Raw genomic sequence first — 15,840 nt, forward strand, 5'->3', positions numbered from 1 at the left:
TTTGCTTAATTGTAAAAATAGGTGTTAAATAGTAAGCATAGAAAATAACTAGGTATTTAAATTTTACAATTACATTGTCGTATTGTTTAAATAGAGCAAAGTTTGATAGGAGGTACGTATGGATTACGCACACTTAAATTTAGAACATTTTTTCGCACGCAATGACGATTTAGATCGAATTAAAGATCGCTCAGATTTTGTAATGATTAATAATTTTACTAATGAAATGAAATATAGAGATGGTGAAATTGAAGGAACAATTGATTTAAATCAATATTTTTATAAAAATAGATCACAAGCTGTAAGTTTTATCATGATGGAATATAAAAATCATAATAAATAATGGTAAAGGTTTAGACATAGAAATTGAATTGACACTATCATATGTAAATTGCATGCATATAATTCGTGCATCATTTTCCTGAAGATAGTGTCAATATTGTTGTCTAAATCTTTTTCATCTCAAAAGTTTCATTTTTATTACTTTTTATTTATGAATTTGTAACAAAGTATATATTAAATTGTGAATCAGAATTAATAATGTTAAACTTTATTATCGTAATACAATTGAAAAGAATAACAACATTGACCTAAGAGGTGTGAATATGACGAAGCACAAAAAGGGATCTATTGTTGCAATTTTAGGATTGCTGATTATCTTTGTAATTGGAGCAATTATCTTTTTCTCAATGGTTTCTGACCAAATCTTCTTTAAACACGTAAAAGAAGAACAGAAGATTGAGAAATTAGATGTAACTTTAGATAAAGCCGCAAAGAAACAAATAGATAACTATACGAGTCAACAAGTATCGAATAAAAACAATGATGCGTGGAGAGATGCATCATCAACTGAAATAAAATCAGCTATGGATAGTAGTCAATTTATCGATAGTGACGTACAAAAATATCAGTTTTTAGATTTATCTAAATATCAAGGTATTGATGAAAAAAGAATTAAGCGTATGTTAGTTGATCGACCAACTTTATTGAAACATACTGATGACTTTACAAAAGCAGCGAAAGATAAACATGTAAATGAAGTTTATTTAATTTCACATGCGTTATTAGAAACAGGTGCTGCTAAGAGTGAATTATCTAAAGGTGTAGAAATTGATGGTAAGAAATACTACAACTTTTACGGTGTAGGAGCATTAGACAAAGATCCTGTTAAGACAGGTGCTGAATATGCTAAAAAACATGGTTGGGACACACCTCAAAAAGCCATTTATGGTGGTGCTGATTTCATTCATAATCATTTCTTAAAACATGAAGATCAAGATACACTATACAGTATGAGATGGAATCCTAAGAATCCTGGTGAACATCAATATGCAACTGACATTAAATGGGCTGAAAGTAATGCCACTATCATCGCGGATTTTTATAAAGATATGAAAACTGAAGGTAAATATTTCAAGTTATATGTTTATAAAGATGATAAAGATCATTTGAAGAAATAATGAAGCTAATATGGAAAAATGCCTGCAACGGTAATAACTGTTGTAGGCATTTTTGTATACGTTAACTGTATTATTCAGCTTTATTATGACGTGTCATCCATAAAAATATTATAATAGTGAGTGCTATGATTTTAGAAATTAATTTCATTTCATCACCTCTTAGAAAGATTTTATCACAAATTATAAAGGATTAAATTGTTGAAGATTAGGATATATATGAGTAAATATGAAAGTCTAATTTTTGATAATCTATGAACTTGAAAAAGGAATTATTAAGAAAAATTATCACAGAAATAGATTTTAGATAAAGGATGATATAACAATGCGAGTAGCTATAATAGGAATGGGCACAGCCGGTGTCAGTGTTTTACGTCAACTTGTCAAACATGACCATTTTGAAAAATTAAAAGTAGATGTGTATGATGACCGCAATAATATGGGACAGGGTGTTCCTTTTCAAAATGATAGTAGTGAATTACTTATTAATATGCCGTCTAAAAAAATGAGTTTAAATTTAGATGATGATGAAGAGTTTTGGAAATGGTATCAACATCAGCAAGAATTTGAATTCGATAATCCTACATATTTACCACGTTTTGTATTTGGACATTATATGAAATCATATTTATCCAAATTTGATGATCAATATGAAAATATAACAATTATCAATCATAAAGTACGTGAAATATTTACGACTTCAAAAGTAGACGAAACAAATCTTAAATATTACGTTTGTACCTCAGATGATATGAAAGAATGGCGAGAATATGATTACTTATTTTTAACCTTTGGTACATTTGCATATCACGATCCATATCATTTAAAAGGTATAAAAGGGTTTAAACCGACACCTTACCCTACATACAATTCATTAGATGATGTAAATGAAGATGATAGAATTGCAATTCTTGGTACTGGTCTAGCAAGTCTAGATGTTATTCGATATGTCACTGCACATCACCCTAGATTGCCTATTTTAATGACTAGTCGATCTGCCAATTTACCTAGTGTAAGAGGTCAAATGGTAGATATAGAATTTACACATTTAACAAAACAAAAGTTTAATGATTTACAGGCACAGAATTATGGGAATGTCCCATTAGATATAGCAGTAGATTTATTTTTAAAAGAATGTAGCGACTATGGTATAGATTTTGAAAAATTAATCAATAGAAGAACTGGAAATCATATTAATGATTTAAAGTTTGATTTAGAACATGAAAAGGAAATGGGAATTTTCCAAAGTATAATTGAATACTTAAAGGAAAATTTAAATTGGATTTGGAATAGTTTAAGTTTTGAAGATCAACAAATATTCCAAGAGAAATATACTAAAATGATTCAACTCAATTCTAATCCAATGCCACCTAGAACTGCGAAATTACTTATTGAGTTATTAGAAAAAGAGGCGTTGATTATCCGTAAAAATTTAAAAAATGTATATCATGAGGACGGATTATTCCATTTACAATATGAAAATGAGAATGACATTGAAGATTTTAATGTAGTCATTAATGCAACTGGATCTAAAAACCATTTATCTGAGCTAGATGAAGATGACCAATTAATTCGTAATTTAGAAAATAGGCAAATTGTACAATCTCATCCCATGGGTGGTATACAAATTATTCCTGAAACGAACCAGGTTATTAGTCCTAGATTTGGTACTTTAACTAATGTCATAGCGATAGGACAAATGACAAATGGCGTCAATAAACTTAGAAACGGTGTCAAAATGATTGTTAACCAAGTGGCTAATGCAGTTGATAGATTGTATGACACTCAACAAGACTTTGAAAATATAAACGAAGAGAGCATTTAGCGTTGATTAATGATATTCGGTTATTTTTAAATCCATATTTTATTTAAAAGAGAAACAAAATCCGATGATTTAATTTAAAAGTATTACTTTAATTAAGTACAATGTATAGTAATTGTATTTTTGAAAAAGGTGTAGTATGATTTGAATTGTAGTAAATCAGAATACAATACTCAATTAACCTTTAACAATTTCATATAAAATTCTTTCGGGGCAGGGTGAAATTCCCAACCGGCAGTTATATGAGCCTGCGACCTGCTAACATTTGTTAGTGGCTGATCTAGTGAAATTCTAGAGCCGACAGTTAAAGTCTGGATGGGAGAAAGAATGACGTTTATCGACATTAACATATATTTGTATAAGTATGTGTATTAATAAGTATATTTTTATTTTTTAGATATAAATATGCTTGTTTAAAAATATATGATTTCGCCTTATGCCTTGAAATGTATCATTTCATTGGTGTAAGGCTTTTTAATTTTAGAGGTGATATTTTGAGTAAATTTATGAATTATGCTATTCAACTTGCACAAATGGTTGATGGACAAACAGGTGTTAATCCTCCTGTAGGTTCGGTTGTCGTCAAAGACGGTAGAATAGTTGGTATTGGTGCTCACTTACGAAAAGGTGATAAACATGCTGAAGTTCAAGCTTTAGACATGGCACAATCAGAAGCAAAAGGTGCGACAATATATGTATCATTAGAACCATGTACACATCATGGTTCAACGCCACCATGTGTAGATAAAATCATCGAAGCAGGTATTCAAAAAGTCATTTATGCTGTTAAAGATACTACACTCATTTCAAAAGGTGATGACATATTGAAGAATGCAGGCATTGAAGTTGAATTTCAATATAATGCCGTTGCAGCCCAACTTTATCAAGATTTCTTCACTGCTAAAAGGAATGGCATTCCCGAATTAACTGTGAAAGTTTCTGCTAGTTTAGATGGTAAACAAGCTACCGATGATGGCGAGAGTAAGTGGATTACTAATAAGGATGTAAAAAAAGATGTTTATCAATTACGTCATAGTCACGATGCAGTATTAACCGGACGTAAAACGATAGAAGCTGACGATCCTTTGTACACGACAAGGATAGCTGACGGTAAACATCCAATTCGTGTCATACTTAGTAAAAGTGGCAAATTAGATTTTGGTCAACAACTATTTCACGACAACGCTTCTCCCATTTGGATCTATACAGAAAATAAAAATTTAACAGTAGACAATAGTAATGTAACTATTATATATATGGAACAATGTGAGATTAAATCTATTTTAAAAGATTTATATCATAAAGGTATCGGGAAACTGTTAGTCGAAGCAGGTCCCGAAATTACTTCAGAATTTCTCCAATCAGATCATTTAGATCACCTTGTACTTTATTTTGCCCCGAAAATAATAGGTGGTTCTGGTAAGAATCAATTTTTCCAAACTGACCAAATTATATCATTACCAGATACAACTCAATTTGAAATTGTTAATTCCACGTTAATACATCAAAATATTAAATTAGTTTTGAGAAAGAAGTGATTGCAAATGTTTACAGGCATCATTGAAGAAATAGGAACGGTACAAGAAGTTCGTAATCAAAATTCAGTTCGAACATTAGTAATTACTGCCGAAAAAATACTAGAAGACATGCATATTGGTGATTCAATTAGTGTGAACGGTGCGTGTTTGACTGTCATTGATTTTGATGACCAAACATTTTCTGTTCAAGTGATTAAAGGCACAGAAAATAAAACTTACCTCTCTGATGTTCAACGCCATACGAAAGTTAATTTAGAAAGAGCGATGAGTGGAAACGGCAGATTTGGTGGTCACTTTGTGTTAGGTCATGTTGATCATTTAGGAACGATTTCTAAAATTAATGAATCTGCCAATTCAATGATTATCCAAATTAAAGCATCCAAATCCATACTTAATCAAATGGTTAAACAAGGATCGATAACAGTTGATGGTACAAGTTTAACGATTTTCGATCTTCATTCAGATGCTTTTGATATACATTTGATTCCTGAAACAAGACGTTCCACCATCTTATCTAGTAAAAAAGTGGGAGATAACGTACATTTAGAATCAGATGTATTATTCAAATATGTTGAAAATATTTTAAATCATAATCAATCGAGTTTAACAGAAGAAAAACTAAAAGCATTTGGTTTTTAGGGGAGGCAATAAACATGAAGTTCGACAGTATTGAATTAGCCTTAAAAGCTTTAAAACAAGGTGAAAGTATTATTGTAGTTGATGATGAAGATAGAGAAAATGAAGGCGACTTAATAGCAATAACTGAATGGATGAAAGACGATACGATTAATTTCATGGCTAGAGAAGGTCGTGGGTTAATTTGTACACCTATCAGTTCAAGTATTAGTGAACGCCTAGAGCTCCATCCGATGGAATCACATAACTCAGACGTGTATGGGACAAATTTTACTGTAAGTATTGACCATAAGAATACAACAACAGGTATCAGTGCGAATGAGAGAACACTAACTGCAAGAGCACTAATCGAAGAGCATGCAAAAGCTTCAGATTTTAACCGTCCAGGTCACTTATTTCCTTTAATTGCTAAAGATAATGGTGTGTTAGAAAGAAATGGGCATACAGAGGCGGCAGTAGATCTTGCTAAATTAACAGGTGCTAAACCTGCAGGTGTAATTTGTGAAATTATGAATAATGATGGGTCTATGGCTAAGGGTGAAGATCTTCAAGCATTTAAAGAGAAACATCAATTAGTTATGATTACGATTGAAAGTTTAATAGAATATCGTCAAGTTAATGAATCACATGTAAATCTTAATGCGAAAGTAAAAATGCCAACCGATTTTGGTACATTTGATATGTATGGTTTTACAACTGATTATAGTGAAGAAGAAATCGTCGTTATAACTAAAGGTGATATTAGATCACATGAAAATGTGCGTATCCATTCTGCATGCCTTACGGGTGATATTTTCCATAGCCAACGATGTGATTGTGGTGCTCAATTAGAAGCTTCGATGAATTATATAGAACAAAACGGTGGAATGATTATCTATTTACCTCAAGAAGGGCGTGGCATAGGACTCATGAATAAATTACGTGCCTATGAATTAATTGAAAAAGGTTATGATACTGTTACAGCTAATTTAGCATTAGGATTCGATGAAGATTTACGAGATTATAATATAGCTGCACAGATTCTTAAATATTTTGAAATAGAAAAAGTAAATTTATTAAGTAATAATCCGAAGAAATTTGAAGGATTAAAAGAATATGGCATTAATATTCAACAACGTATAGAAGTGATTGTACCAGAAACACAATATAATCATGACTATATGACAACTAAAAAAGAAAAAATGGGACATTTAATTTAGGAGGATCATAAAATGAATTTTGAAGGAAAATTAGTAGGTAAAGATTTAAAAGTTGCTATTGTAGTGAGTAGATTTAATGATTTTATTACAGGACGTTTGCTAGAGGGTGCTAAGGATACTTTTATTCGTCACGATGTTGACGAAAATAATATTGATGTCGCTTATGTACCTGGTGCTTTTGAAATTCCTATGGTTGCAAGAAAATTAGCTCAAACAGGTAAATATGATGCAGTAGTCACATTAGGATGTGTCATAAGAGGGGCGACATCGCATTATGATTATGTTTGTAATGAAGTTTCAAAAGGTGTATCAAAAGCTAATGAGTCAACAGATGTGCCTGTTATATTTGGTATATTAACTACGGAAAGTATTGAACAAGCAGTTGAACGTGCAGGAACTAAAGCAGGTAATAAAGGTTCTGAAGCGGCTGTAAGTGCAATAGAAATGGCTAATTTATTGAAACAATTTTAAACAAGAAAGGAGAGGGACAGAAATAATAAAGAACCACTAATCATTGAATATGAAGTGGTTCTTACGCATTAGCCACAGCTAATGTGTACTTTAAAATAGGAATACATGAGTGAAACTCATGCATAAGAAATACTAATTTCTAAAGAAAAAGAATGACTTTACAGTCAACTACTGCTTATACATGAATGTAACTTGAAATATATATTTATGTCTCAACCTGTACAGCCTGCCTACAAAATTAGTATTTTGTGGGCAGTTTTTTTTAATGATTTTATTTACGTAAATACTTAGTAGTTAACCCTACAAGAGAAGCAACACTTATACCAATAGCTGAGAAAACACCAACTTTTTTCAATGTCTCTGGTGTCGCAAATTCTTTAACTGCTAATGATAAATTTTGTGGGCGTTCTGCTAATCTTCTCATAAAGTAAGCAAACCAATCATCACCATAAGGGACATATACTGTAAAATGATAGCCCTCATTGGCAATTGTTTGAGCTAACTCTGAACGGAAACCATATAGCATCTGGAATTCCATTTGCTCTTTTTCGATATGATTTTCTTTCATAAATTGTTTCACATGGTTAATAATATTATGATCATGTGTTGCAACTGAAGTGAAATTACGCGCATTTAAAAGTCTTTTTTCAATTATTTTAATATAATTTGCGTCAATCTCTTCTTTAGTTTGGTATGCAATAGAGGCATCCTCTTTATATGCCCCTTTAACGAGTCTTAATCGTAACTCAGGATATTTATCAATCAGTTTTTCAGCATCATAGAGATATGCTTGAATCACTGTACCAACATTTTTGAATTCTCCCTTTAATCGATCTAAAACTTCAATAATTTGTTGTAAGCTATCATATTTTTCAGTATCTATATTGATATGCATGTTCCCATATTCATTAGCTTTAAGTAAAATTTCTCTCAAATTTTGGTATGCAAGTTCTAAGTCAAATTCACTACCTAATAAACTTAATTTGACTGACATATGTGCATCAACATGGTATTGGCTTATGGCTTCCATGATTTCTAATATTTCTTGTTTAGCTTGTTGACTTTCTTGCTCTGTTGTCACAAATTCCCCTAAGTTATCAACAGTAACAGAAATCTTGTTTTCATTTAAATACTCAATTGTTTCTATCAATTGTGGAATTGTGTTACCAGCTACTACTTTGTTAGCACCAAGTCTTGGACCAACTTGTTTAGCAGCATTATTTAAATAACTGTTATTAGACAAAGTTATAAATACATTTTTGAAAACTCCCATCGTACATACCTCCATAACCAAATATCATTGGTAGTTTTAAAATAGTGTATCATGAAACATATTTTTGAGAAAGCGTTTACATAAAGAATTTAATAATGTTTTTAGTAATATTACACGGTTTTGAGGTAGGCATGTCTGCATGTTTAAGATAATAGATTAAAATGGCAATTAATTGTAATGTTTTGGTATAATTATGCTATTGAAGATTTTTGAAAAAAGGGGCAATTTAAGAATGTGGAAGTGGGAAACTGAAAATGACGCAAAAGGCGTTGTTGTCATTGCTCATAATATATTAGAACATACTGGTCGATATGCCTATGTTATTACGATGTTAAGAAGAAATGGTTATCATGTCATAATGGGTGATCTACCTGGACAAGGCCAAACGTCTAGAGCTAATAAAGGACAAATTGAAGATTTTAATGAATATCATGAGAATATATTAGAATGGATTAAAATTGCTAATGAGTATAAAATTCCAACCTTTATTCTTGGTGTAGGTTTAGGTGGTTTAATTTTAATTAACTTATTAGAGCGAATTGAATTACCCGTTGAAGGTTTAATGCTCATTTCACCATTATTAGAATTTAAACAATCAGGTAAGGATAGAAAGAATAAATTACTCTCTAATGTTGGTAAAGTATCCAAAGATACTCGATTTAAAATTGGTATCACAGCTCAAGACCTAACACGTAATGATGAAGTTATTGAAGATACAGTCAATGATGGATTAATGTTGAAAAAAGTGACATATCATTGGTATAACCTTGTAAATGAAATGATGAAAGAGACAATGGAACACATCAAAGATATCAAACCATTACCAACTTTAATTATGACAGGTAGTGAAGATATCATTTCAGAAATCAATGCAACTGAAACATTTAAAGATAAACTAGTAACAAATGAGTTATATTATAAAGTATGGAATGGTTTATACCATGAGATTCATAATGAGCCAGAGCGAGACCAAGTGATGCGTTATGTACTAACTTTCCTTAATAATAGTGTAAATACTATGGGATTTATTGTTGAAGAAGATGAAATTGAAGATATATGATTCTAACCAGGTTGTTTAAGCAACCTGGTTTTTTTGTGAAAAAGTAGTAGAAAACTATTAATCTTTTTTATAAGGTTAATGGAGATAAATACGTAAAATCTTTTTTAATTTATAGTTGCAATTTTAATGTAATATTGATATATTTTGTTTGGATTAAAAATATAATTTTAATATGTAATAAGACTTCGTGTATTGAAATCGAACCATTTTACAAAATTATATTTTTATATGTCACATTTATAGTAAAATACACAAGTCTTAACCAAGCATTTCATTTATCAAATGTTCTGTTAATATGAACAAGCAATATTGACAATTTTTCAATTAACCGATGATAGAAATTTGGGAGTCGGTTATTTTAGAAAATGATAAAATTAACTTGTTATTTTGGGAGATGTTAACTATGAATCAAAATGAAAATGAAAGAGTTTATGGTATTTTACAGTTAGACAAGTTGTTAGCCGATGTTAATTCTATATTTGAAACAATTCAAAAAGAATATGACATGTCTAAAGAAGAGATTTTAATTTTATTAAACCTATGGGAAAAAGGTTCAATGACATTAAAAGAAATGGACGAGTTTGTTGAAATTAAGCCGTATAAGCGAACAAGAACTTACAATAATTTAGTTAATTTAGGGTGGATATATAAAGAGCGTCCACATGACGATGAACGTACTGTTATTATTCATTTTAATGAAAAATTAGCAAAACAAAAAGATGGTTTACTTGATTTCATTGGGGAAACAATTACATCGAAATCAGAACCTATGCAGACAAGCTTAAAATCAATCTTAGCTGTATAATATCAAAAAAGAAGGGGCCCTTTTTAGGTCCCTTCTTTGTCGCGTTAATAACGTTAACCTCTTTTTTCAATAGCGCATATGAATGGTGCATTATTCTTTTGATTTATAAACTGATATTGTAAGACGTGTGCTTGTTTTTGATCTAAATGTGTTAAATAATCCATTAATGCATCTCGTTCAATTTTACCTTCATCATGACCATGATAAATCACTAATATAATGATACCTTCTTCATTCAATAAATCAAAAATATTTTGGATGGCACTTATAGTTGTTTGATGTGTAGTAACGATTGATTTATCACCTTTAGGTAAATAACCAAGATTAAATATAGCAGCATCGACATTGCCGATATGGTCTTTAGTAATATATTGTTTTACATTTTCATGACCATCTTTAATCAGTTTTACATTTGAATAGTTAGATACCTTCATTTTAGTATTATCGATAGCCAATTGTTGAATATCAAAGCCATATACAAATCCATGAGGCACTTGTTGTGCCAAGAATAAAGTATCGTTTCCATTACCACAAGTAGCGTCAATGACGATACTAGAATCAGTAATATGACTTTGAATCAGAATCTTTGAAAAGGGGAGTATCCGTTCTAGTTTCATGATTTCACCTTATGTTCAAACTTTTTACCTTGATATGAATCTCGACGTGCTAATTCATTGTCTATCTCATTTAGCACTTCCCATTTATTTACACTCCACATAGGGCCAACCATTAAGTCAATTGGACCATCTCCTGTAATACGGTGAATAATCATTTCAGGTGGAAGAATTTCAAGTTGATCACATACGAGGTTTGTATAATCCTCTTGTGACATGAATTCTAACATGCCTTTTTCATATTGTTTTACCATTGGCGTGCCCTTTAATAGATGTAATAAATGAATCTTAATTCCTTGGACGTCCATTTGAGCAACTTCACGTGCAGTTTCCATCATCATGTTATAGTCTTCACCTGGTAACCCATTAATGATATGTGTACATACGTTGATATTATGCTTACGTAATTTAGCGACACCTTCATAATACGTTTGCATATCATGTGCACGATTAATTAAGTCCGAAGTCGTTTGGTGTACAGTTTGTAAACCAAGTTCTACCCAAAGATAAGTTCTTTGATTTAATTCTGCTAAATATTCAACAACATCGTCAGGTAAACAGTCAGGACGAGTAGCAATTGATAAACCTACAACGCCTTCTTCTTTCAGGACAGGTTCATATTTTTCTTTTAATACTTCTACAGGAGCATGTGTATTTGTAAAGGCTTGAAAGTAAGCGATATATTGACCTTCACTCCATTTTTCATGCATTCTTTCTTTGATTTGTTGGAATTGTACTTCAATAGGATCAGCACGATTTCCTGCAAAATCGCCACTACCAGCTGCTGAACAAAATGTACATCCACCATGAGCTACAGTACCATCTCTATTTGGACAGTCGAAACCACCATCTAAGGCAACTTTAAATATTTTTCGACCAAATTTATTTTTTAAGTGATAATTCCAAGTGTGATATCTTTTATCTTCAAAAGCATACGGGAAGAAATTACCCATAAGACATTTTCCTTTCTGTTTTGTATCTAAATAAAGATTTTAACATACTTTAATGTTATAGTGTCTATTATAGATTGAGAAAAATATAAAGAGGAGAACGCAAGAAATGAATATACCAAAATCAGTATGGTGGCTTGTAATAGGTATGGCTTTAAATATTACGGGCGCCAGCTTTTTGTGGCCATTAAATACGATTTACATGAAAGAAGAACTTAATAAAAGTTTAACAATTGCTGGTATAGTTTTATTAATTAATTCTTTGGGTATGGTTGTAGGCAATTTACTTGGCGGTGTATTATTCGATAAACTTGGTGGTTATAAAACCATACTTATCGGCACATTTACTTGTTTATTTAGTACGACATTACTAAATTTATTTCACGGTTGGCCGTGGTATGCTGTATGGCTTGTACTACTAGGATTTGGCGGCGGTATGATTATCCCCGCAATTTATGCTATGGCTGGAGCAGTATGGCCAAATGGTGGTAGACAAACGTTTAATGCCATTTATTTAGCGCAAAATATTGGCGTTGCATTAGGTGCAGCATTAGGTGGATTTGTTGCAGAGTTAAGTTTTAATTATATATTTATAGCAAATCTAGTTATGTATGTACTTTTCGCCATAGTGGCAATCACGCAATTTAATTTAGAAATTAACGCTAAAGTTAAAAGACAAGATAATATTGATTTAAATAATCAAGAGAATATTAGTAGATTTATCTCTTTATTATTAGTTTGTGTCGTATTCGCTATATGTTGGATTGGTTACATACAGTGGGAAACTACAATTGCTTCATTTACGCAATCTATCCATATATCAATGTCTCAGTACAGTGTATTATGGACAATAAATGGAATTATGATTTTAATAGCACAACCTTTAATAAGACCTATTATTATCCTTTTAAAAGGCAATTTAAAAAAGCAAATGTTTGTAGGAATATTAATATTTATGGGATCATTTTTAGTAACTAGCTTTGCACATCAATTTTCAATGTTTGTTATCGGTATGGTGATATTAACATTTGGTGAAATGTTTGTTTGGCCAGCAGTACCAACCATAGCCAATCAGTTAGCACCTAAAGGAAAAGTAGGGCAATACCAAGGTATTGTAAATTCAGCATCGACAGTTGGCAAAGCTCTAGGGCCATTGTTTGGTGGTTTACTCGTAGATTTATTTAATATGCGAATGATGTTTTTAACCATGATCATATTACTAGGTTTAGCTATCATCATTTTAAGCCTTTTTGCGAAAAGTAAAGCTGCTAAAAAATATTTAGACTATCAATCAAATTAGAATAATGAAAAATTGACATTAACCTCTTGCAATCATACGCATAATCAAATACTATTAATTTGTAATAACATGTTATTAGACGCTTTTCTACAGAGAACTAGTGTGGTGAGAACTAGTGTTAAGGACTATAAATAACATTATTAAACATATAACGAATTTAATGATGACATCTCTTACTATTGAATGAAGTGCGCAGAATATGCGAATAAGGGTGGTAACGCGGCTATGGTCGTCCCTTAATCACTAGTGAGGGGTGTCTTTTTATTGAATAGGAGGAAACGTATTGAATTACAATCATAACGAAATCGAGAAGAAGTGGCAAAAATATTGGGAAGACAACAAAACATTTAAGACACAAGATAATTTAGGTCAGAAGAAATTTTACGCATTAGATATGTTTCCATATCCATCTGGTGCTGGTCTACATGTAGGACATCCAGAAGGTTATACTGCAACAGATATCATATCACGTTATAAGCGTATGCAAGGGTATAATGTACTTCACCCAATGGGATGGGATGCATTTGGTTTACCTGCAGAGCAATATGCCCTAGACACAGGGAATGATCCACGTGAATTTACTCAAAAAAATATTCAAACATTTAAACGTCAAATACAAGAATTAGGATTTAGTTATGATTGGGATAGAGAAGTTAATACAACAGATCCTAACTATTATAAATGGACACAATGGATTTTTATTCAACTTTATAATAAAGGATTAGCATATGTAGATGAAGTAGCAGTCAACTGGTGCCCAACACTAGGTACAGTACTCTCAAATGAAGAAGTTGTTGATGGTGTTTCAGAACGTGGTGGTCATCCAGTATATAGAAAACCAATGAAACAGTGGGTACTTAAAATTACAGAATATGCAGACCGATTATTAGAGGATTTAGAGGATTTAGATTGGCCTGAATCAATTAAAGATATGCAACGCAATTGGATTGGTCGTTCAGAAGGTGCTAGAGTTTCATTTAATGTTAAAGATACAGATGAAAAAGTAGAAGTCTTTACAACTAGACCTGACACTATTTTTGGTACGTCATTCTTAGTATTAAGTCCGGAACATACTTTGGTCAATCAAATTACGAGTGATGATAAATTAGAAGAGGTAAAAGCATATCAAACAGAAGCATCTAAAAAGTCTGATTTAGAACGAACAGATTTAGCTAAAGGCAAAACAGGTGTATTCACAGGTGCTTATGCAATCAATCCTGTTTCAGGTGAGCAACTTCCAATATGGATTGCGGATTATGTACTTTCGACTTATGGTACAGGAGCGGTTATGGCAGTACCTGGACATGATGAACGTGATCATGAATTTGCAGAAAAATTTGAGCTTCCTATAATTGAAGTTATTGAAGGTGGCGATGTACAGACCGAAGCGTACACTGGTAATGGACCACATGTGAATTCAGGAGAATTAAATGGTCTGTATAATGACGAAGCCATTTCAAAAGCAATCGAGTTATTAGAAGCGAATCAAGCTGGTGAGAAAAAGGTTAATTATAAATTACGTGATTGGTTGTTTAGTAGACAACGATATTGGGGAGAACCAATACCAATTATTCATTGGGAAGATGGATCTATGTCAACGGTACCTGAGTCAGAATTACCATTATTACTACCTGAAACAGATGAGATTAAACCATCAGGTACAGGTGAGTCACCACTTGCTAACATTGATGATTTTGTTAATGTCACAGATGAAAAGACAGGTATGAAAGGTCGTCGTGAAACAAATACGATGCCACAATGGGCAGGTAGCTGTTGGTATTATTTAAGATACATTGATCCTGACAATGATAAAATGATTGCAGATCCAGAAAAATTAAAACATTGGTTACCAGTAGATTTATATATTGGTGGTGTAGAACACGCAGTCCTTCACCTTTTATATGCTCGTTTCTGGCACAAAGTACTTTATGATTTAGGTGTAGTGCCAACAAAAGAGCCTTTCCAAAAATTATACAATCAAGGTATGATTCTTGGTGAAGGAAATGAAAAAATGAGTAAATCTAAAGGAAATGTAATTAATCCAGATGACATTGTAAATTCACATGGTGCTGATACACTTCGTTTATATGAAATGTTTATGGGACCATTAGATGCAGCAATAGCATGGAGTGATAAAGGACTTGATGGATCACGTCGTTTCTTAGATCGAGTATGGCGATTAATTGTAAAAGAAGATGGCTCATTATCAGATAAGATTGTTGAAACTAATAATAAATCATTAGATAAAACTTATAATCAAACTGTTAAAAAGGTAACAGAAGATTTTGATACATTAGGATTCAATACAGCGATCAGTCAATTAATGGTATTTATTAATGATTGCTATAAAGCGGATGAAATTTATAAACCTTATATAGAAGGTTTTGTAACAATGTTAGCACCAATTGCACCTCATATTGGTGAAGAATTATGGGATACATTAGGGCATTCTGATACCATTACGTACCAACCTTGGCCTACTTATAATGAATCATTATTAGTTGATGATGAAGTTGAAATCGTTGTTCAAGTTAATGGGAAATTAAGAGCTAAAATTGAAATACCTAAAGATTTATCTAAAGAAGAAATGCAAGATTTAGCATTAGCAAATGATAATGTTAAGATGAGTATTGAAGGTAAAGAAATTAAAAAAGTCATTGCAGTACCGCAAAAACTTGTTAATATCGTTGCTAAATAGATAATACTAAAGGAGTT

Annotated in this window: 14 protein-coding genes and 1 riboswitch; of the genes, 11 read left to right on the plus strand and 3 right to left on the minus strand. The window is 31.7% G+C overall.

The window, feature by feature from the left end:
- Positions 1–118: 118 nt before the first annotated feature.
- From P7F85_RS05240 to ribH, 7 genes are all read left to right on the plus strand, one after another.
- On the plus strand, positions 119–343 hold the full coding sequence (locus P7F85_RS05240; protein ID WP_015364880.1) for a hypothetical protein: 225 nt from the start codon (positions 119–121) through the stop codon (positions 341–343).
- A gap of 262 nt (positions 344–605) precedes the next feature.
- Positions 606–1,460 (plus strand): N-acetylglucosaminidase, encoded by an 855-nt coding sequence (locus tag P7F85_RS05245; RefSeq protein WP_015364881.1) that lies wholly within the window; start codon positions 606–608, stop codon positions 1,458–1,460.
- Positions 1,461–1,782: 322 nt separating this feature from the next.
- Positions 1,783–3,282 (plus strand): FAD/NAD(P)-binding protein, encoded by a 1,500-nt coding sequence (locus P7F85_RS05250; protein ID WP_002466241.1) that lies wholly within the window; start codon positions 1,783–1,785, stop codon positions 3,280–3,282.
- A 197-nt stretch (positions 3,283–3,479) separates the two neighbouring features.
- Positions 3,480–3,610: riboswitch (FMN riboswitch) on the plus strand.
- Between the two features lie 163 nt (positions 3,611–3,773).
- Entirely contained in the window at positions 3,774–4,817 is a 1,044-nt protein-coding gene (gene ribD / locus P7F85_RS05255) for a bifunctional diaminohydroxyphosphoribosylaminopyrimidine deaminase/5-amino-6-(5-phosphoribosylamino)uracil reductase RibD (RefSeq protein ID WP_002466226.1), read from the plus strand.
- 6 nt (positions 4,818–4,823) lie between these two features.
- Complete coding sequence (ribE, locus tag P7F85_RS05260) at positions 4,824–5,456, plus strand: riboflavin synthase (RefSeq protein ID WP_002466238.1); 633 nt, start codon at positions 4,824–4,826, stop codon at positions 5,454–5,456.
- Positions 5,457–5,470: 14 nt separating this feature from the next.
- Positions 5,471–6,652 carry a 3,4-dihydroxy-2-butanone-4-phosphate synthase gene (gene ribB / locus P7F85_RS05265; RefSeq protein WP_015364882.1) on the plus strand — a complete coding sequence of 394 codons (1,182 nt, stop codon included), beginning with the start codon at positions 5,471–5,473 and terminating at the stop codon, positions 6,650–6,652.
- A 12-nt stretch (positions 6,653–6,664) separates the two neighbouring features.
- On the plus strand, positions 6,665–7,123 hold the full coding sequence (gene ribH, locus P7F85_RS05270) for a 6,7-dimethyl-8-ribityllumazine synthase (RefSeq protein WP_447158572.1): 459 nt from the start codon (positions 6,665–6,667) through the stop codon (positions 7,121–7,123).
- A gap of 271 nt (positions 7,124–7,394) precedes the next feature.
- Here the strand turns inward: ribH and P7F85_RS05275 are convergent, their stop codons facing one another.
- Entirely contained in the window at positions 7,395–8,396 is a 1,002-nt protein-coding gene (locus P7F85_RS05275) for a proline dehydrogenase family protein (RefSeq protein ID WP_002466244.1), read from the minus strand.
- A gap of 232 nt (positions 8,397–8,628) precedes the next feature.
- Between P7F85_RS05275 and P7F85_RS05280 the strand changes: the two genes are divergently transcribed.
- Entirely contained in the window at positions 8,629–9,456 is an 828-nt protein-coding gene (locus P7F85_RS05280) for an alpha/beta fold hydrolase (RefSeq protein WP_002466222.1), read from the plus strand.
- A 403-nt stretch (positions 9,457–9,859) separates the two neighbouring features.
- On the plus strand, positions 9,860–10,261 hold the full coding sequence (locus tag P7F85_RS05285; RefSeq protein WP_002466236.1) for a transcriptional regulator, SarA/Rot family: 402 nt from the start codon (positions 9,860–9,862) through the stop codon (positions 10,259–10,261).
- Between the two features lie 53 nt (positions 10,262–10,314).
- Here the strand turns inward: P7F85_RS05285 and P7F85_RS05290 are convergent, their stop codons facing one another.
- Both P7F85_RS05290 and P7F85_RS05295 read right to left on the minus strand, forming a co-directional pair.
- Positions 10,315–10,878 (minus strand): class I SAM-dependent methyltransferase, encoded by a 564-nt coding sequence (locus P7F85_RS05290; RefSeq protein WP_002466231.1) that lies wholly within the window; start codon positions 10,876–10,878, stop codon positions 10,315–10,317.
- Complete coding sequence (locus P7F85_RS05295) at positions 10,875–11,828, minus strand: TIGR01212 family radical SAM protein (protein ID WP_002452150.1); 954 nt, start codon at positions 11,826–11,828, stop codon at positions 10,875–10,877. The genes P7F85_RS05290 and P7F85_RS05295 overlap by 4 nt, the downstream gene beginning before the upstream one ends.
- Positions 11,829–11,934: 106 nt before the next feature.
- Between P7F85_RS05295 and P7F85_RS05300 the strand changes: the two genes are divergently transcribed.
- Complete coding sequence (locus P7F85_RS05300; protein ID WP_002466235.1) at positions 11,935–13,125, plus strand: MDR family MFS transporter; 1,191 nt, start codon at positions 11,935–11,937, stop codon at positions 13,123–13,125.
- Between the two features lie 283 nt (positions 13,126–13,408).
- Positions 13,409–15,823, plus strand: a complete 2,415-nt coding sequence (gene leuS, locus P7F85_RS05305) for a leucine--tRNA ligase (RefSeq protein WP_002466237.1) — start codon at positions 13,409–13,411, stop codon at positions 15,821–15,823.
- The last annotated feature ends 17 nt before the right edge of the window (positions 15,824–15,840 follow it).

The organism is Staphylococcus sp. aM, from assembly GCF_052975125.1.

Coding starts and splice junctions, on each gene's coding strand:
- P7F85_RS05240 (WP_015364880.1), top strand. CDS start 119: ATGGATTACGCACACTTAAATTTAGAACATTTTTTCGCACGCAATGAC.
- P7F85_RS05245 (WP_015364881.1), top strand. CDS start 606: ATGACGAAGCACAAAAAGGGATCTATTGTTGCAATTTTAGGATTGCTG.
- P7F85_RS05250 (WP_002466241.1), top strand. CDS start 1,783: ATGCGAGTAGCTATAATAGGAATGGGCACAGCCGGTGTCAGTGTTTTA.
- ribE (WP_002466238.1), top strand. CDS start 4,824: ATGTTTACAGGCATCATTGAAGAAATAGGAACGGTACAAGAAGTTCGT.
- ribB (WP_015364882.1), top strand. CDS start 5,471: ATGAAGTTCGACAGTATTGAATTAGCCTTAAAAGCTTTAAAACAAGGT.
- ribH (WP_447158572.1), top strand. CDS start 6,665: ATGAATTTTGAAGGAAAATTAGTAGGTAAAGATTTAAAAGTTGCTATT.
- P7F85_RS05275 (WP_002466244.1), bottom strand. CDS start 8,396: ATGGGAGTTTTCAAAAATGTATTTATAACTTTGTCTAATAACAGTTAT.
- P7F85_RS05280 (WP_002466222.1), top strand. CDS start 8,629: ATGTGGAAGTGGGAAACTGAAAATGACGCAAAAGGCGTTGTTGTCATT.
- P7F85_RS05285 (WP_002466236.1), top strand. CDS start 9,860: ATGAATCAAAATGAAAATGAAAGAGTTTATGGTATTTTACAGTTAGAC.
- P7F85_RS05290 (WP_002466231.1), bottom strand. CDS start 10,878: ATGAAACTAGAACGGATACTCCCCTTTTCAAAGATTCTGATTCAAAGT.
- P7F85_RS05295 (WP_002452150.1), bottom strand. CDS start 11,828: ATGGGTAATTTCTTCCCGTATGCTTTTGAAGATAAAAGATATCACACT.
- P7F85_RS05300 (WP_002466235.1), top strand. CDS start 11,935: ATGAATATACCAAAATCAGTATGGTGGCTTGTAATAGGTATGGCTTTA.